This window comes from Aeromonas sp. s1(2024), assembly GCF_040908005.1.
GTDB lineage: Bacteria > Pseudomonadota > Gammaproteobacteria > Enterobacterales > Aeromonadaceae > Aeromonas > Aeromonas caviae.
Genome location: NZ_JBFOCW010000019.1, coordinates 17901 through 35505, shown reverse-complemented (window position 1 = coordinate 35505; position 17605 = coordinate 17901). Strand labels below are relative to the sequence as shown.

Sequence of the window (17605 nt, the reverse complement as noted above, 5' to 3'; positions counted from 1 at the left end):
TCATGCACTCACTTTGCATTTGTATTTTCTAACAGAAACACTCCGGGGACGCAAGGAGGAGCTGATGGCCAAACTGGATTTTTTTTCACTTTATAAGAATATTATTGCGATTCCCTCTATCAGCAGCACGGATACTCGCTGGGATCAGAGCAACGAGGCGGTGATCCGGCTGCTGGCCGACTGGTTCGGCCAGCTTGGATTCCAGTGCGAGGTGACGGCCCTGCCGGATCTGCCGGGCAAGTTCAACCTGGTGGCGACCTATGGTCAGGGAGAAGGGGGGCTGCTGCTGGCGGGCCACACGGATACGGTTCCCTTCGATGAAGGAGCCTGGACCAAAGACCCCTTCAAGGTGACCGAAGAGGGCAACCGCCTGTACGGGCTCGGCACCATCGACATGAAGGGCTTCTTCGCCTTTATCGTGGAAGCGCTCAAGGAGGTCGACCTCAAGACCCTGAGCAAGCCGCTGCGCATCCTGGCCACCGCCGATGAAGAGACCACCATGGCCGGGGCCCGCGCCATCGCCGCCGCAGCCGAACTCAAACCCGACTACGCGGTGATCGGCGAACCAACCGGGCTGGTGCCCGTGGTGGCCCACAAGGGCCACATGTCGGAAGCCATTCGCATCACAGGCCGAAGCGGCCACAGTTCGGATCCCGCCAACGGCGTCAACGCCATGGAGATCATGCACAAGGCCATGGGTCAGGTGCTCAGGCTCCAGCAGGATCTGAAGGAGAAGTACGCGGATCACCGTTTCGCCGTGCCCCAGCCCACCCTGAACCTCGGCTACATCCAGGGGGGCGACAGCCCGAACCGCATCTGCGGCTGCTGCGAGCTGCACATCGACATGCGCCCCACCCCGCAGGTGGGCCCCGACGAGCTGATGGGCATGTTGAAAGAGGCGCTCTCCCCCATCGAGATCCACCAGCCCGGCTGCCTGCACCTGCAGCACCTGCACGAACCCATTCCGGCCTATGCCTGCCAGGATGACTCCGAGCTGGTGCGGGAGGCAGAAAAGGCGAGCGGCCGGGCCGCCGAGTCCGTGAACTATTGCACCGAAGCCCCCTTTATCCAGCAGCTGGGTTGCGAGACCATAGTGATGGGCCCAGGCCATATCACCCAGGCCCACCAGCCCGATGAATACCTGGATCTGTCGTTCGTCAAACCGACCACGGCGGTGCTGCAGCACCTGATCCGGCGCTTCTGCGTCTAGCCAAACAGGGATGTAAGTAAGTTACATGACAGGCGCCTTGGGACAGGTGAGGGAAATACATGTTCTGAATCGGCTTGTTATTTGACCTTGCGCAGACAATCTGGGTAGATTGTCCCCCTAAGATGACGGAGCATATGTTGTAATCGCACAACAATAAGTGAGGTCGCCTCCCGCCTGGAAGGTCAGGAGGCACCAACAAAATAAGGATGTGGAATGAACGAAAAGTACGCCGCACTACGGGCCAACGTAGGCATGTTGGGCCAACTGCTGGGTAAATCCATCAAGGATCATCAGGGGCAGGCCTTCCTCGACAAGATTGAGACCATTCGCCAACTGGCCAAGTCTTCCCGCAAGGGAAACGAGGCAGACAGAGAGCGCCTGCTCGACACCCTGCGTACCCTCTCCGATGACGAACTGCTGCCCGTGGCCCGTGCCTTCAGCCAGTTCCTCAACCTGGCGAACGTGGCGGAGCAGTTCCACACCATCTCCCGTCGCTGCGAAGAGCAGGTCTGCACCCCGGACCCGCTGGAGCAGATGTTCGACAAGCTGAAAGCCTCCAACCTGTCCCAGGAGGCCATCATCCAGGCCGTGCGCGAGCTGGACATCGATCTGGTGCTGACCGCTCACCCCACCGAGGTGACCCGTCGAACCCTGATCCACAAGCACGTGCAGCTCAACGACTGCCTCGAGGCCCTGGAACTCTCCGATCTGCTGCCCCGCGAGCGGGACAAGATCCAGAGTCGCATCGAGCAACTGGTCAACCAGGCCTGGCACACCAACGAGATCCGCGAACAGCGCCCGACCCCGGTGGACGAAGCCAAGTGGGGCTTCGCCGTGGTAGAAAACAGCCTGTGGCCGGCTATCCCCGAATTCATGCGCAATCTGGACGAGCGCCTGCAACACCATCTCGGTGTGCGGCTGCCGCTGGACGCCGCGCCGGTCAAGTTCACCTCCTGGATGGGCGGTGACCGCGACGGCAACCCCTTCGTCACCGCCAAGGTGACCGCCGAAGTGCTGGAACTGGGCCGCTGGATGGCGGTGAGCCTGTTCTACAAGGACATCAAGGAGCTCACCTCCGAGCTCTCCATGGCCGATTGCACCGACGCCGTGCGTGCCAGGGTCGGCGACAATCCCGAGCCCTATCGCGCCCTGGTGCGTGAGCTGCGCGAGCAACTGCGCGAGACCCAGGAGTACCTGACTGCCAAGGTACAGGGCCAGGCGAGCGAGAGCCGGGATCTGGTCAAGAGCACCGCCCAGCTGCGCGAGCCCCTGGAGCTCTGCTACCACTCCCTGCATGCCTGCGGCATGGGCAATATCGCCGACGGCATGCTGCTGGACGTGCTGCGCAAGCTGGCCTGCTTCGGCATCCACCTGGTCAAGCTGGACATCCGTCAGGATGGCGAGCGTCACGGTCAGGTCTTCTCCGAGCTGACCCGCTACCTGGGTGTGGGCGACTACGCCGAGTGGAGCGAAGAGGACAAGCAGGCCTTCCTGCTGCGCGAGCTGAACTCCCGCCGCCCCCTCATCCCGAGCGACTGGGATCCCAGTGCCGAGACCCGCGAGACCATCGACACCTGTCGCGTCATCGCCCAGCACGACCCCGATGCGTTCGGCATCTACATCATCTCCATGGCCGGTGCCCCGTCCGATGTCTTGGCGGTCCAGCTGTTGCTGAAGGAAGCCGGCTGCAAGTTCCGCATGCCGGTTGCCCCGCTGTTCGAGACCCAGGAAGACCTGATGGCGGGCACCGCCGTGATGGAACGCCTGCTGTCGGTGGACTGGTATCGCGGTTACATCCAGGGCCGTCAGTACGTGATGATCGGCTACTCCGACTCCGCCAAGGATGCGGGCATGATGGCCGCTGGCTGGGCCCAGTACGCCGCCATGGAATCCCTGGTGGCGCTGGCTGAAGCCAACAACATCCGCCTCACCCTGTTCCATGGCCGCGGCGGTACCGTCGGCCGTGGCGGCGCCCCCGCCCATCAGGCGATCCTGTCGCAACCCCCGGGATCCCTGCGCGGCGGCCTGCGGGTCACCGAACAGGGGGAGATGATCCGCTTCAAGTTCGGCCTGCCGAAGGTGGCCATCCAGAGCCTGAACCTCTACACCAGCGCCGTGCTGGAGGGGAACCTGCTGCCGCCACCCAAGCCGAAAGAGAGCTGGCGCGCCGTGATGGAGCAGCTGGCATCTGTCTCCTGCGATCACTACCGCAGTATCGTGCGCGGTCACCCGGACTTCGTGCCCTACTTCCGTGCCGCCACCCCGGAGATGGAGCTCGGCAAGCTGCCGCTTGGCTCCCGCCCCGCCAAGCGCAAGCCCAACGGCGGTGTCGAGAGCCTGCGCGCCATCCCCTGGATCTTCGCCTGGACCCAGAACCGGCTGATGCTGCCGGCCTGGCTCGGCGCCCACAAGGGATTGCAACAGGCCATCGACGACGGCCAGAAGAGCGTGCTGGACGAGATGAGCCGCCAGTGGCCCTTCTTCCGCACCCGTCTCGAAATGCTGGAGATGGTGTTCCTCAAGGCCGACCTCTGGCTGGCGGAATACTATGACACCCGCCTGGTGCCGGAGAACCTGTGGGCACTCGGCACGCAGCTGCGTCAGGAGCTTGCCGACTCCATCGAAGTGGTGCTGAAACTGCGCCCGCAGGGCGACCTGCTGGACGATCAGCCCTGGATCAAGGAGTCCATCAAGCTGCGCAACCCCTACACAGACCCGCTCAACGTGCTGCAGGCCGAGCTGCTCAATCGCTCCCGCAACCACCCGGAGACCCTGCACCCCGAGCTGGATCAGGCGCTGATGGTCACCATCGCCGGCATCGCCGCCGGCATGCGCAACACCGGCTGATCCCGGACCGTTGCAAACAAGGGCGCCCCGGCGCCCTTTTTCGTCTCTGCCGGGCACGGGGATCCCGATATTGCCGCCAGCACAGCCCCCTCTAAGGGAAAAAAACATCCACAACAAACAGGGCGCCATGATGGCGCCCTGTTTTATTTCGCGATATGGCCTCTCATCAGGAGACCTGGTTGCGACCACGACGTTTTGCCTCGTAAAGTCGCTGATCCACGCACTGAAGCCAGTCATCCATACGCCTGTAACTCATCTGATAGGGCGTGAGCCCCACGCTGATGGTGACGGTGATCGCCTGGTGCTGGTACAGGAAGGTGTGCTGCTCCACCTGGCGCCGGATGCGCTCCATGATGATGTGGGCCTCCTCCAGGGTCGTGCCCCGCAGCAGCAGGATGAACTCCTCCCCGCCAAATCGCGCCACCAGATCCTTACTGCGTACCGCCTGCATCAGGAGCCCCGCCAGCGACGCCAACACGGCATCTCCGGCAAGGTGTCCATATACATCATTGATTTGCTTGAAGAAGTCGATATCTATCAAGGCCAGGCAGCAGGCCTCCCCTTCGGCGGGATGGTGCTGGACGTGATCCAGCAACACGTTTGCCTGCTGGAAAAAGCTGCTGCGGTTGGGCAGCTTGGTCAAGAAATCGTGCTCGGCGTTGAAGCGCAGCACCCGCTCCATGCGGCTGCGTTCGTCCTCCAGGTTGCGGGCGTGGATAAGGGTGCCAAGGGCCGTGGTGAGGGGCTCGAGCAGGCTGACATGGGTCTCGTCAAAACCACCCGGGCGGTTGGCCAGGGCGATCATGCCGATCGCCTCTCCCTTGTGGCGGATGGGAATGCCGAGGAAGCTCTCCAGGTGCGGATGACCACGGGGGGAGACACCGCGACTGGCTGGATGGCTCGGCAGATCGTTGCAGCACACCAGGGTATTGTGGGTCACCACGTGCCCAAACAGGTTGTCGAGCTTGCTGAAGATGAGCCCGCCCCGGCTCTGGCGCTGCTGCTCATACCAGGCATGGGTCGCCTCGTCCCAGGAGACATTGGAGATGGAGGGGACATAGAGACTGGGACAACCATCCTCGTACTGGATGATGCCGATGAAACCATAGGAGCTTTCGCTCACGCTCAGCAGCCGCTCGAAGACGGTGTCGCAGGCGGAGCCGAGATTGCGATCGAGCAGAAAACTCTGGTGAGCGGCCACCACGATGTCAAACAGCTGGCTCTGCTGCTCGACCCGCTGCTTGGCCATCACAGCCGAGGTAATGTCGTGCGCCAGCTTGACCACCCCCAGCAGGATGCCTGCCTCGTCGGTCACGGGCATGTAGGTGGCATGGAGCCAGAGGGGGTTGCCACCTTGCCTGACCCGGCGAAACTCCCCCGACTGGATCTCGCCACCCAATACTCTCTGCCAGAAGAGATCATGCTCGGCCTGCAGATCCGGCGGCAAGAGCATGAGATGGGACTGGCCCACCAGCGCTTCGGGGGGATAACCCAGCATGTCGCAAAACAGGGGATTGACCGAGACCATGCGACCATCGAGATCGAACTCGACCATGCCATAGGCCCGATCAAGGGCGGTCAGCCTGGCGAGGGTCTCATATCGATCCACCGCGTCGATATCGCGAGCGCAAAGTGCTGTGGTATTCATGGCTACGATTCCTTTCGATCGCCGGCGCATTGCATTGGAATGCGGGGACAAGTGCCCAAATCATAGGATCCGGCACCCGGTTACGCTAACACAGGCCCCGATTGGGTGTGAAGACTGGTTCTTGCCACATCCGGCTCCCGGGCGCAGACTGTCTGGCCTTGCCACGGTTCGAGGAGACCCCATGACACCCGCCATCAACTTGCTGAAAAAGCTCAAGATCCCCCACAGGCTCTACCCCTACGAGTGTGAAGCCCACGACGACTTCGGCAAGCATGCCGCCACCCAGTTGGGTCTGCCCCAGGCGCAGGTGTTCAAGACCCTGCTCGCCCATCACGACAAGCAGGCGGTGGTGGCCATCGTGCCCTCCTCGGGCATGTGCAGCCTCAAGCAGCTCGCCAAGGCAACCGGGCTCAAGAAGGTGGAGATGATGAAGCCGGCGGAAGCCGAAAAGCTGACCGGCTACAAGGTGGGCGGCATCAGTCCCCTGGCCCAGAAGAAGCTGCTGCCCACCGTGCTGGACGACTCTGCCATGGCCTTCGACGAGATCCTGGTGAGCGGTGGCAAGCGGGGGCTCTCGGTCGGCGTGGCCCCCGGGGACATGGTCCGGCTGATGAACTGGATTGCGGCCCCCATCGGCGATCATCACGACTGAACAAACAAAAGAGGCGCCATGACTGGCGCCTCTTGCGTCTGGATGTCGGATCTGGCGCCTTGTGTGCGAAGGATACCCAAAGCCCCGGCACCGGAAACCGCCCCGTCCCCGCGGGTGATCTGTCGCCCTCAACACGCCGCAGAGCGGCAGGCGGCGGTCAGTTCGGAGAGTCGGCGACGCTGACGCCCGGCATGGTCGAAATTGCCGTCCTCCAGCCAGCGCTCGAAGCACCCTTTCAGGGCGGGCCACTCGCTGTCGATGACGGAGAACCAGGCCGTATCCCGGTTGTGTCTCTTGTCCACCCGCGCCTGACGGAAGGTCCCCTCATAGTGAAAGCCCAGGCGCAGGGCCGCCTGGCGCGAAGGCAGGTTCAGGGCATTGCACTTCCACTCGTAGCGACGGTATCCCAGAGCAAAGGCATTGGCCATCATCAACACCATGGCCGCCGTCGCCAGCCGTGACTGCTGCATGGCGGGGGAGAAGTGAAGCCAGCCCACCTCTATGCTGCCCGCCAGGGGGTCGATGCGCAGGTAGCTCGCCAGTCCCAGCGCCTTGCCGCTCGCCTCGTCCACGATGGCGTAGAACTGGGGATCCCGCTTGGTGGCGACCTCCCGCAGCCAAACCCCCATGGCGGCCTCGTCCGCGAAAGGGCCGCTGGTCAGGTAAGTCCACATGGCCCCGCTGTCGGCACTGAATGCCTGCCACAGATCCCCCAGGTGGCGCTCGGGATCAAGGGGCTCGAGACGACAGCCCCAGCCATGCAGGGCGCGGTGGGGAGGGAACTCGGCGCCGCGCCATTCTGGCAGTGCACGCCCCAGAGGCTGCCCAAAGTCGTTGAAAAGGGCGGCGCCGGACAGGGAGGCGTCGCCCCCCTCATTGCAACGTTCAACAGGCACAGGCAATTCCCCCTTCCAGCAGTACTCCGGGCTCGCTGCCCGTGGCGACGGCGAAACCGTCCTGACGCCACCAGTGCAGACCCCCTATCAACTCCTTGACCTCAAACCCGAGGGACGCCAGCTTGTAGGCCCCCTGGGTCGAACCGTTGCAGCCGATGCCGTCGCAATAGCAGACATACACCAGGTTCCGGTCCAGTACCGCCGTGGTCGACGCCGTCATGGTCCTGTGGGGGAAGGAGATGGCGCCGGGAATGTGCCCCTCGGCATAGTGTGCGGGGGAGCGGGTATCGATGACCACGATCCCCGCCGCCCCGGCCAGCAGATCGGCGGCCAGATCCGCCGGATCGGTACGAAACTTCAGCTGGGCCTCGAAAAAGGCGCTGGCTTCGGCGGCCCCTGCCACCCCTGTGCTCAATACATGACTCATCCTGAACGCTCCTGATGACTAGATGACGATCTCTGTGGTGACGACGGTGGTGACCGAGTTGGCGATGAAGCACTCCTCATGGGCCTGGTGGTGCAACTGCTCCAGATCCGCCAGGGCGGGCTCCTGCTCTCCCCCGAAGATCACCCTGGGACGCAGGGTGACCCGGGTCATGGCGAGGCGACCTTGCCCGTTTTTCGCCATGATGCCGACCGCTTCGTCCCGGTAGCTCTCTACCCGATAGCCCGCCTTCGCCGCCAGCCAGAGGAAGGTGAGCATGTGGCAACTGGACAGGGCCGCCACAAGCGCCTCTTCCGGGTCCACATGTTCCGCCACCGAGTAAGGCAGCGGCACCACATGGGGAGAGGAGGAGGCCGGCACCCTGACCCCGCCATCAAACGCCCACTCATGGGCCCGGCTGTAACGCTGATCGACGAAGGGCTCATGCTCCCCCCGCTGCCAACTGATGGTGGCACTGTATTCCGACATGCAGACTCCTTGTGTTGCCAATCCGTGCCGCCTGCTGGCGCCACCCTGTGACCACCAATGTAGCGACAAAATGGCCTTGCCACGCCGACCAATTTTGCCAATATGGGCAGACCAATTTCATCGGGCCGCCACCATGACCATCCACCCCACCCGCTCTGCCCGTCGGTCGCCAGCCCCACAGCCGCGCCATGCCCTGCGGGCAGGATCCCTGCCTCGAAAGAGGCGCAACCCCCCCGCCAACGGGAGCGCATCATGACCGTTCTGCCAACGCTCTTCGCCAGCCAGCAGCAAGGGGATCTGCCCCTGCACGAACAACTGGTGCGTACCCTGCGCGAGGCCATCCTGGCGGGCCACCTGCCCCTGCACAGCCGCCTGCCCGCCAGCCGTCTCCTGGCCCGGGATCTCGGGATCTCCCGCAGCACGGTGGAACTGGCCTATGGCCGGCTCGAGGCGGAGGGGTATCTGGTGCGCAAGGTGGGCGCCGGCAGCTTTGTCGCCCTGGCGGCGGTGCGCCCCGCGCCGCGCCCGCCCCAGTCAGCGGCTGGCCTCTCCCGCCGCGGCCAGGAGATGGCCCTGGGTGGCGCCTGTCACGACGTGCCCGAGGTGGGCACCACCTTTGCTTCCAGCCAGCCGGATCCCCGTCTCTTCCCCCAGGCACTCTGGGGTCGGCTGATGCAGCAACAGTGGCGCCAGCGCGCCAGCGACTGGATGAACTACGGGGATCCCCAGGGGCTTGGGGAACTTCGCGCCGCCATCAGCAGCTATCTGGTGCAGTCACGCGGCGTGGTGTGCGAGCCGGATCAGATCCTGATCCTCACCAGCTCCCAGCAGGGGATCCTGCTGGCGACCCAGTTGCTCATCGATGCCGGTGACACCGTCTGGGTGGAAGACCCCGGTTATCCCGGGGCTCGCACCGCCATGGAGAGCGCCGGTGCCCGGGTGCATCCGGTGCCGGTGGATGAAGAGGGACTCAACCCTCATGGGGATCATCCTGCGCCGCGCCTCATCTATTGCACCCCGGCACACCAGTACCCCCTTGGCGTCCCCATGAGCCTGCCCCGCCGCATGGCGCTGCTGGCCGAGGCAGAGCGTCACGGCGCCTGGATCCTGGAGGACGATTACGACGGGGAGTACCAGTATGATCAGCGTCCCCTGCCCGCCCTGCAGGGACTCGACGGCCAGGGGCGGGTGATCTATGTGGGCACCTTCAGCAAGGTGCTGTTCGGCTCGCTGCGCCTCGCCTACCTGGTGCTGCCCAGGCCGCTGATGGACTCCTTCTGCCGCGCCCGGGCCGCCGTCGACGGCCACAGCAACCAGTTGCAGCAAGCGGTCACGGCAGACTTCATCCGGGGCGGGCACTTCGCCACCCACCTGCGCCAGAGCCGCCTCCTCTACCAGAGCAGACGGGATCTGCTGCTGGCGGAACTGGCCGAGCACTGCCCGGTGCTCACTCCCATCCACAGCGGCGCCGGCCTGCAGTGCGCCGTGCTGCTGCCCCCCGGTGGCGAGGCGCGCTGGACCGATGCCGCCAACGCCTGCGGGCTGGGGCTGCGCCATCTGGGCCAGTTCTACCTGGGCCCGCCGACGCTGGAAGGGTGGCTGCTCGGCTTTGGCTGCCTCGACAACCAGACGCTGCGCCAACTCTGTCGTCGCCTGGGTCTCTTGATGAAATCCGCATGACCCCCTTCTCAAGAGGTCAGATCTGCCAGAGCCTGATAGCGCTGTGTCGACGGGAATGGCCCGTCTATACTGGGCACAATCCCGTTGCCGAACCCGGTCAAGATGCATCGAATCCTGCTCCTTTTGCTCGCCCTCTCCCTCCCGTCCCTCACGATGGCGGCCACCCGCTTCACCCTGATCACCGGGGAAACCCAACAGGATGTCCGCATGAATTATTACCGGGCGGCGATGAGGCTGGCGCTGGAGAAAACACGGCCCGATTACGGCGACTATGAACTGCTCGACGCCATCAGGATGAACAAGGCGAGGATGCGGCTCGAAGTGCAAACGCCGGGCAAGAATGCCCTCTTCATCGTCGACAGCTGGCCCCAGGAGATCCCTCAACCCGGCGTCACCCTGGTCCCCTTCCCCATCGATCTGGGCGTGCTCGGCTACCGGGTCTGTTTTGTCGGCAGCGCCCGTGCCCAGGCCCTGGCCGGGGTTCACACCCTGTCCCAGTTGCAGCAGTTCACGCAAGGGGTGGGCACAGGCTGGCGGGATGCCGACATCCTGCGCTACAACGGCTTCAGAGTGCAGGAGGTGGATAACTATGAGTCACTGTTTCGCCTGGTGGCCCGTGGCCGGATCGATCTCTTCTGCCGTGGTGCCAACGAGATATTGAGCGAGTGGAAAAACCACAGACCCGGCCTGCCGGGGCTGACCGTGGATAGCCATGTCGCCCTCTTCTATCCGCTCATCCACTCCCTCTACAGCCACGCCACCTACAGCAAGGAGCGCGAGCGCCTTTTGCGCGGCCTGCAACTGGCCTGGAAAGATGGCTCCCTGCAGCGCCTCTGGCGCCAACATTTCCAGCCTTCCCTGGTCTTTGCCCGACTCGATTCACGCCAGATCTTCCGGCTGACCAACCCGCAGTTGCCCGACGAGAGCACCGACTACCGCGCCTATCTCTATGACCCGATGAGGGATGACTTTGGCATCGCTCCCTGACTGGCTCGCCGGTTCTCCCCTGTCAGGCAGGCTCCCCTTGCGCACTCTCTGCCTGGCGCTGCTGCTCTGGTTGCTGCCGACCTGCGTCATGGCCGCTCCCGGCAGCATTCGTGCCTGCATGGAGAACAGTGATTCGCCTCCCTGGTTGCTGATGTCCGGCGAGGGGATAGTGCAGTTCCACCTCAAGGAGGTGGCAAACCGGATCGGGCATCCCATCATTCTCACCCCCCTTCCCTGGAAACGCTGCCTCTCCCTCGTCAGCCAGGGCCAGCTCGATGCCGCCGTCAAGCTGAGCTACAGCGAAGAGCGTGCTCGCACCATAGGGGTCTACCCCATGCGACACGGGGCACCTGATCCCGCCAAGCGCCTGCTCACCGAGAGCTACAGCCTCTACCAGCCAAAAGGCGGACAGGTTCGCTGGGATGGCCGGCAGCTCGTCGCCCATGGCGTCATTGCGGCGCAGTCCGGTTTCTCCATCGTCGCCCAGTTGCAGGAGAGCGGTGTCAGGGTGGATGACTCCAGCAGGGAGCCACTGATCCTGCTCAAGAAGGTCGCGATGCAGCGCGCCGTTGCTGCCGCCCTGCAAACCGGGGTCGCAGAACGGACCCTGGCCGCCCACCCGCAGTTGCAGGCCACACTCGAGCGGATCACCCCTCCCCTGGTCGAAAAGCCCTACTACCTCATCTTCTCCCACCCCTTCCATCAAGCCCACCCCGATCTCAGCCAACAGGTGTGGGACGAGATTGAGGAGGTGCGACACTCCGCAGCCTATGCCCGCTTCGTCACAGGCATGGCGTCACCGGGGACCCCCTAACCCCAGACCCGCTCCTCAGCCCTGCTCGCGGCACAGGGCAAGCCAGGCCTCGGCGGTGCGGGAGAGGTAGCGATCCCCTGGCCAGATCACCCCGAGCCGCCAGCTCAGCGCCGGGGCCAGAGGGCGCAACACCAGCCCATCCGGCGTCAGCCGCCGGCAGATGGGCTCCGGCAGGAAGGCGACCCCCATGCCGCTTCGCACCATGGCGGTGAGAAAGTCCCACTGGCTGCTGCGGGCCGCCACCTGAGGCACGAACCCGGCTTGCTCGCAGGCCTGCTCCAGCCGCTCGCTCAGGGTGAAGGCCTGGGTATAGAGCAGGAAGGGTTCGTCCCGCAGAGCCTCCAGCCGGATCTCGCCCCCCTCGCGCCAGCGGGGCAGGTCCGGTAGCACCACCCGGATGGGGTAACTGTCCAGATCCAGGGCGCAGAGGGCCCCCTCTTCCCTGGTCGGCAGCATGGTGATGGCGAGATCCAGCTCCCCCGCCAGCACCGCCTGCTCGATGCGCCGCCCGCCATATTCGACGATGGAGAGCTCCACACCGGGGTAGCGGCTGCGATAGGTACGAATGAGATCCGCATAGACATGGCCCACCATGGGCGGGATGCCGAGGGCAAGACGCCCGGATTGCAGGCTCTGCAGATCCGCCAGCTCCGCCTCCAGCTGCTGCATCTCCGCCAGGATGGTCTGGGCCCGATTGAACAGCACCTGGCCGCTGTCGGTCAGGGTGAAGCGGCGACCGACCCGGCTCAGCAGGGGCTGGCCTAGCTCCTCTTCCATGTTGCGGATCATTTTGCTGATGGTGGGCTGGGTGACGAACAGCTTCTCGGAGGCGCGGGTGAAGCTCTGCTCCCGCACCAGCTCGACGAAGTAACGCAGGGCTCGAATATCCATGGTGCTCTCTTGACGGGGATGGCTGGCTAAATCATGCCTCTTTGGCATGATTTTGATAATTTAAATTCATTTTTTGCAGGTTTGGTCCCTCTCTATACTGTGAGCAGGTTCACAGAAAGACGCTTGCCATGAAAACCCTCTGCCTTCGCTGGTTGCAAACCCCCTTCCAAATCGCCCTGCTGGCGGCCATCTGGTTGCTGGCCGACATCGCAGTGCGCACCTTGCACCTGCCCCTGCCCGCCAACCTCACCGGCATGTTGCTGCTGCTGGTCTGCATCCTGCTCGGGGTGGTCAAGGCCCAGTGGTTCAGTGCCGGGGCCCGCTGGCTGCTGGCGGAGATGCTGCTCTTCTTCGTCCCTGCCGTAGTGGCCGTGGTCAACTATCAGGAGCTGCTGCTGCAGGAGGGGTGGCGCATCATGGTGGTCCTCATCGTCAGCACCGTGCTGGTGCTCGGCACCACGGCGCTGGTGGTGGACAGGGTCTATCGCCTCGAGCTGAAGCTGGCCCGCCGGAGTCGCCGCCATGTCTGACACCCTGCTCGGCCTGCTCTGCTTCGCCCTGACCCTGCTCTTCTACTACGCCAGCAAGTGGCTCTATGGCAAAAAGCGCATCCTGCCCCTGATGCCGCTGCTGCTGGCCCCCACCCTGCTGGTGGCCGTGGTGATGTTGTTCCACATTCCCTACCGGGACTACATGGCCGAATCCCACTGGCTGCTCTGGCTGCTGGGCCCTGCCACCGTCGCCTTCGCGGTGCCCGTCTACGAGAATCGCCAGCTGATGCGCCGCCACTGGCTTTCCCTCTCGGTCGGGGTCGTGGCGTCCGTGGTGATGGCGGTGGGCAGCACAGTGCTGCTGGCCCGCTGGCTCAACCTCTCCGAGCTGTTGCAACGCAGCATGGCCATGAGATCCATCACCACCCCCTTCGCGGTGGAGGCGACCCGTTCCGTGGGTGGCAACGCCGATCTCACCGCCCTGTTCGTGGTGCTGACCGGCGTCATCGGCATGGCGGTGGGAGAAAGCGTGCTCACCGTGCTCGCCATCCGCAGCCGCCTTGGCAAGGGCGCGGGCTTTGGTGCCTCGGCCCACGGGGCCGGGACAGCCAGGGCCTATCAGATGGGCAACGAGGAGGGGGTGGTCTCCAGCATGGTGATGATGATCGCCGGCATGGCCACCGTGCTGCTCGCCCCCCTCCTGGGCCGGCTGTTCTGGTAACTCCGCTACCCGATAACAGAAGAGGCGCCCTGGGGCGCCTCTTCTCATTGCATCGTGTCACGCAGCCTCAGAGGCTGGCGCAGATCTGCCAGAGATCGTACTGGATGGCGGCGGCCGTCACTTCCCGGCCCGCTCCCGGCCCCTGGATCACCAGGGGGTTGGTGCGATAGCTGTCGCTCTCGATGGCGAACACGTTGTCGCAGGGCAAGAGGTTGGCAAACGGGTGATGGGGCTCCAGCGCCTCCAGCCCGACGCGGGCCTTGCCGTCGTGCTCGAAGCGGGCGACATAACGCAGCACCTTGCCGACCCGGCGCGCCCCCTCGAAGGCGGTCTGGATAGGGTCATCCAGCTCCTTGAGCCTGTCCATGAACTGATCGGCGGTCACCTTGCGCAGCGTGACAGGCACCAGATTCTCCAGCTCGATATCGGCGGAGTCGAGCTCGAAGCCCGCCTCCCGCGCCAGGATGAGCAGCTTGCGGCGCACATCCTGACCGGAGAGATCCTCCCGGGGATCCGGCTCGGTCAGGCCGTGTTGCCACGCCTCGTCCACCAGTTCGGAGAAGGGGCGAGTGCCGTCATACTGCTGGAACAGCCAGGAGAGGGTGCCGGAGAAGATGCCGGAGACCCCCTGGATGCGGTCACCGCTCTGGCGCAGCATCTGGATGCTGGACTGGATGGGCAGCCCGGCCCCCACGGTGGCGTTGTAGCGCCACTGCACCTGATGGTCGCGGCAGGTCTGCTTGATGCGCTGGTAAAACTCGCTGTCGGCGGCACCGGCAAACTTGTTGGCGGCGATGATGTGGATGCCGAGCTGGGCAAAGTCCGGGTAGTAGCGGCTCACCGTCTCGCTGGCGGTCATGTCGAGCGCGATCAGGGAGTCAAAACTGTGCTGCTCCAGCTGGGAGAGCAGCTCCGGCCAGATAAGCGGCTTGGGATTGAAGTTGTCCTGTACCTTGAGGGGATCCAGCCCCTCTTCGTCCAGCAGCCCGCCCTTGGAGTCGAAGACTCCGTAGAGGGTGAGCGCCAGATTGAGCTCATGCTCGAGGCGCGCCTTCTCGCGGGCGTAGAGCCCCAGCCAGTGACCGCCGATATTGCCTTTGCCGAACACCACCAGCCCGACCCGGGTCGGGCGGCTGAACAGGGCACTGTGCAGAGCGATGAGCAGCGGCTCCAGCACAATCTGGCGCAGCACGGCCACCAGGCTCAGGCCGTCTTTGGCCACCTGCACGAACTCCAGAGGCTGATCCGCCAGCAGCTGATAGAAGCGGTGGCACTGCTCGGCGTTGTCGGTAACGCCGGCCCCCACCAGGGCGACCAGGCTGAACCCCTCCTTCTGGATGAGGCCGGTAAAGTTGCCCTGCAACTGGAAGTCACGGAGCACCTCGAAGGCCCCTTGTGCCACCTCCAGGGTGTAGGCCAGACGCAGGACCCGCCGATCCGGCTGGCGCTGCTGGGTGAGCGGATGGAGGCGATGGCGGGCCAGATGGGCCTCGATGGCCGCCACTGTCTGCTCAAAGTCAGTCTGCGGCAACACCTTGAGCTCGATGAGGGCTATCTGATCCACCGAGGAGACGATGCGGGCACCGCCGGAGCGGGGCGCACGGCGCAGGATGTGGGTGCAGCCTTCGTCCGGATTGTAGCTGCAGCGCAGGGTGAGGCGCTGGCGGCTGTCGGCCACCGGCTGCAGGGTACGCGAATGCAGCACCGAGGAGCCCAGGCGCGCCAGCTCGTTGGCCTCGGCCAGGCTCAGGCGCTCCAGCAGACGCGCCTCTTTCACCCTGCGCGGGTCGGCACTGTAGACCCCGGCCACGTCGCTCCAGATGGTGGTGGACTCCCCGTCCGCCAGCGCCGCCAGGAGGCTGGCACTGTAGTCGGAGCCGTTGCGTCCCAGCAGCAGGGAACGCCCCTCCATGTCGGCGGCAATGAAGCCGGTCACCACGATGCGACCGGCGTGCTCGGCCAGCCGAGCCTTGAGCAGCTCGCTGGAGAGGGCGGTATCCACCTTGATGAGTGCGCCGTCTTCTGCGCGCAGGAAGCTGCGAGCATCGAGCCAGGCGGCCACCTCACCCCGGCTGGTGAGCAGGGCAGCCAGCAAGCGGGCGGACCACACCTCGCCAAAGGCGAGCAGGCCGTTGCGCTCGAAGCGGTCAAACTGCCCCTCCAGGGTCTTGGCGATCAGCTGCATGTCGCCCGTCAGTTGCTGGCTCAGATCGAGGTGAAGCTCCCCTTCCAGCAGGCCGTCGATCAGGCTTTGCTGATAGGCGTGCAGGGCGGTGATGGCTTCGCCTGCGGCCTCATCCCCCGCTTCCGCCAGCTCCACCAGCTGGATCAGCCGGTTGGTGGTCTTGCCCGCGGCGGAGACCACCACCAGCTCGTTGCCCCCCACCTGTTGCTCGACAATGCTGGCGACCCGGCGATAACAGACCGGATCCGCCAGGCTGCTGCCGCCGAACTTGTGTACATGGCGCCGCTTGAAGACTGCCTCTGTTGCCACCACACACTCTCCTTGTTGTTGTTCCATTACTTCACCTGCTCTGCCTGTTGTGTCAACTGCGCCTGTTCAAACCCCTGGGCCAGATCGGCCACCAGATCCTCACCGTGTTCGATCCCCACCGACAGGCGCAGCAACTGGGCACTGATACCCGCCGCCTGCTGGGCCGCAGGGGTCATGGCCCTGTGGGTCATGCTGGCCGGATGGGCCACCAGACTCTCCACCCCGCCGAGGGACTCCGCCACCGAGAAGAGGCGCAGCCCCGCGAGGAAGGCGCGCAGCCCCGTCTCGTTGCAATCGAGCTCAAAACTTAGCATGGCGCCAAAGCCGGACTGTTGACGGCGCGCAATGTCGTGGCCCGGATGGCTCGGCAGGCTGGGGTGATAGATCCGCTTGACCAGCGGCTGCTGCTGCAAGAAGGCGAGGATGCGATCCGTGTTCTCCTGATGGGTGCGCAGGCGCGGGGCCAGGGTGCGCAGGCCCCGCAGGGTGAGGTAGGAGTCAAAGGCACCGGAGGTGAGCCCCAGGCAGTTGGCCCACCACACCAGGGAGTCGGCCAGAGCCTGATCCTTGGCGATCGCCACCCCCCCTACCACGTCGGAGTGGCCGTTGATGTACTTGGTGGTGGAGTGGACCACCACGTCGGCACCAAGGGACAGGGGCTGTTGCAGCAAGGGGGAGAGGAAGGTGTTGTCCACCACCACCTGGGCCCCCACCCCGTGGGAGGCCTCGGCGATGGCGGCGATGTCCACCACCCGCAGCAGCGGGTTGGAGGGGGTCTCCACCCACACCAGTGCGGGTTTCTGGGCCAGCGCGGCGGCCAGCGCCACCTCGTCTCCCTGATCCACGAACTGCACCTGGTAGTGGCCCTTGGCCGCCAGATACTCGAACAGGCGCCAGGTGCCGCCGTAGCAGTCGTGGGGGGCGATCAGCAGATCCCCCGCCTTGAGCAGAGCCGTGGTCACCAGGTGAACGGCCCCCATGCCGGTGCCGGTCACCACGGCGCCGGCCCCCCCTTCCAAGGCCGCCAGGGCATCCGCCAGATTGGTGCGGGTCGGGTTGCCGGAGCGGGCATAGTCGTATTGACGGGGCTCGCCAAAGTCGGCAAAGGTGTAGTTGCTGGAGAGGTAGATGGGGGGCACCACGGCACCGTGCTGCGTATCTGTCTCAATCCCGGTGCGTACCGCCAGGGTGGCCTTGTGGGTCATGTCACTCTCCTTGATGGGTTGCCGGAGCCGGTCCGCCTCGTGGGTCGTCCAGCCCCGCTCTCATTTTCGCTGGCCGGACTGCCGGCCCATGGTGCACCACACTACGCCACCTTAAAAAAGCCGTCAACACTTCTAGACGTCTAAATGGCTTTGCTG

At 64.7% G+C, this 17605-nt stretch carries 15 protein-coding genes; 8 read left to right on the top strand and 7 right to left on the bottom strand.

The window, feature by feature from the left end:
- The first annotated feature begins 64 nt into the window (after positions 1-64).
- Both argE and ppc read left to right on the top strand, forming a co-directional pair.
- Positions 65-1210: an acetylornithine deacetylase gene (argE, locus tag AB5Y70_RS05185; protein WP_039040568.1), complete on the top strand. Its 1146-nt coding sequence runs from the start codon at positions 65-67 to the stop codon at positions 1208-1210.
- A 213-nt stretch (positions 1211-1423) separates the two neighbouring features.
- On the top strand, positions 1424-4057 hold the full coding sequence (gene ppc / locus AB5Y70_RS05180; protein WP_043152777.1) for a phosphoenolpyruvate carboxylase: 2634 nt from the start codon (positions 1424-1426) through the stop codon (positions 4055-4057).
- A 166-nt stretch (positions 4058-4223) separates the two neighbouring features.
- Here ppc and AB5Y70_RS05175 read toward each other — a convergent pair whose 3' ends face one another.
- Entirely contained in the window at positions 4224-5705 is a 1482-nt protein-coding gene (locus AB5Y70_RS05175) for a sensor domain-containing diguanylate cyclase (RefSeq protein ID WP_043152779.1), read from the bottom strand.
- Positions 5706-5886: 181 nt separating this feature from the next.
- Between AB5Y70_RS05175 and ybaK the strand changes: the two genes are divergently transcribed.
- A complete protein-coding gene (ybaK, locus tag AB5Y70_RS05170) occupies positions 5887-6357 on the top strand; it encodes a Cys-tRNA(Pro) deacylase (RefSeq protein WP_043152781.1) in 471 nt (156 codons plus the stop codon).
- 128 nt (positions 6358-6485) lie between these two features.
- On the opposite strand, the gene AB5Y70_RS05165 is transcribed toward ybaK, so the two are convergent.
- From AB5Y70_RS05165 to AB5Y70_RS05155, 3 genes are read right to left on the bottom strand one after another with little or no spacing between them, the layout of a single operon-like run.
- Positions 6486-7253 carry a GNAT family N-acetyltransferase gene (locus AB5Y70_RS05165; protein ID WP_223917950.1) on the bottom strand — a complete coding sequence of 256 codons (768 nt, stop codon included), beginning with the start codon at positions 7251-7253 and terminating at the stop codon, positions 6486-6488.
- Positions 7243-7680 (bottom strand): rhodanese-like domain-containing protein, encoded by a 438-nt coding sequence (locus AB5Y70_RS05160; RefSeq protein WP_042878345.1) that lies wholly within the window; start codon positions 7678-7680, stop codon positions 7243-7245. Before AB5Y70_RS05160 ends, AB5Y70_RS05165 begins: the two co-directional genes overlap by 11 nt.
- A gap of 18 nt (positions 7681-7698) precedes the next feature.
- Complete coding sequence (locus tag AB5Y70_RS05155) at positions 7699-8166, bottom strand: OsmC family protein (protein WP_043152784.1); 468 nt, start codon at positions 8164-8166, stop codon at positions 7699-7701.
- A 252-nt stretch (positions 8167-8418) separates the two neighbouring features.
- Here AB5Y70_RS05155 and AB5Y70_RS05150 point away from each other — a divergent pair, with 252 nt between their 5' ends.
- The 3 genes from AB5Y70_RS05150 (at position 8419) to AB5Y70_RS05140 (ending at position 11647) form a co-directional block, all read left to right on the top strand.
- The gene (locus tag AB5Y70_RS05150; protein ID WP_043152787.1) at positions 8419-9846 is read left to right on the top strand and encodes a PLP-dependent aminotransferase family protein; all 1428 of its coding nucleotides are present in this window, start codon (positions 8419-8421) and stop codon (positions 9844-9846) included.
- A 102-nt stretch (positions 9847-9948) separates the two neighbouring features.
- Positions 9949-10833 carry a hypothetical protein gene (locus tag AB5Y70_RS05145; RefSeq protein WP_258057302.1) on the top strand — a complete coding sequence of 295 codons (885 nt, stop codon included), beginning with the start codon at positions 9949-9951 and terminating at the stop codon, positions 10831-10833.
- Positions 10817-11647, top strand: a complete 831-nt coding sequence (locus AB5Y70_RS05140; RefSeq protein ID WP_223933103.1) for an ABC transporter substrate-binding protein — start codon at positions 10817-10819, stop codon at positions 11645-11647. The genes AB5Y70_RS05145 and AB5Y70_RS05140 overlap by 17 nt, the downstream gene beginning before the upstream one ends.
- Before the next feature lie 15 nt (positions 11648-11662).
- Here the strand turns inward: AB5Y70_RS05140 and AB5Y70_RS05135 are convergent, their stop codons facing one another.
- Positions 11663-12538 carry a LysR family transcriptional regulator gene (locus AB5Y70_RS05135; RefSeq protein WP_039040573.1) on the bottom strand — a complete coding sequence of 292 codons (876 nt, stop codon included), beginning with the start codon at positions 12536-12538 and terminating at the stop codon, positions 11663-11665.
- 128 nt (positions 12539-12666) lie between these two features.
- On the opposite strand from AB5Y70_RS05135, the gene AB5Y70_RS05130 reads away from it, so the two are divergent.
- Together AB5Y70_RS05130 and AB5Y70_RS05125 are read left to right on the top strand one after the other, a co-directional pair.
- Positions 12667-13068 (top strand): CidA/LrgA family protein, encoded by a 402-nt coding sequence (locus AB5Y70_RS05130; protein ID WP_039040574.1) that lies wholly within the window; start codon positions 12667-12669, stop codon positions 13066-13068.
- Positions 13061-13750, top strand: coding sequence for an LrgB family protein (locus tag AB5Y70_RS05125; RefSeq protein ID WP_010675703.1), 690 nt, complete (start codon positions 13061-13063; stop codon positions 13748-13750). The genes AB5Y70_RS05130 and AB5Y70_RS05125 overlap by 8 nt, the downstream gene beginning before the upstream one ends.
- 67 nt (positions 13751-13817) lie before the next feature.
- Here the strand turns inward: AB5Y70_RS05125 and AB5Y70_RS05120 are convergent, their stop codons facing one another.
- Both AB5Y70_RS05120 and metB read right to left on the bottom strand, forming a co-directional pair.
- Positions 13818-16271: a bifunctional aspartate kinase/homoserine dehydrogenase II gene (locus tag AB5Y70_RS05120; protein ID WP_368175960.1), complete on the bottom strand. Its 2454-nt coding sequence runs from the start codon at positions 16269-16271 to the stop codon at positions 13818-13820.
- Complete coding sequence (metB, locus tag AB5Y70_RS05115) at positions 16271-17449, bottom strand: cystathionine gamma-synthase (protein WP_043152794.1); 1179 nt, start codon at positions 17447-17449, stop codon at positions 16271-16273. The genes AB5Y70_RS05120 and metB overlap by 1 nt, the downstream gene beginning before the upstream one ends.
- Positions 17450-17605: the final 156 nt, after the last annotated feature.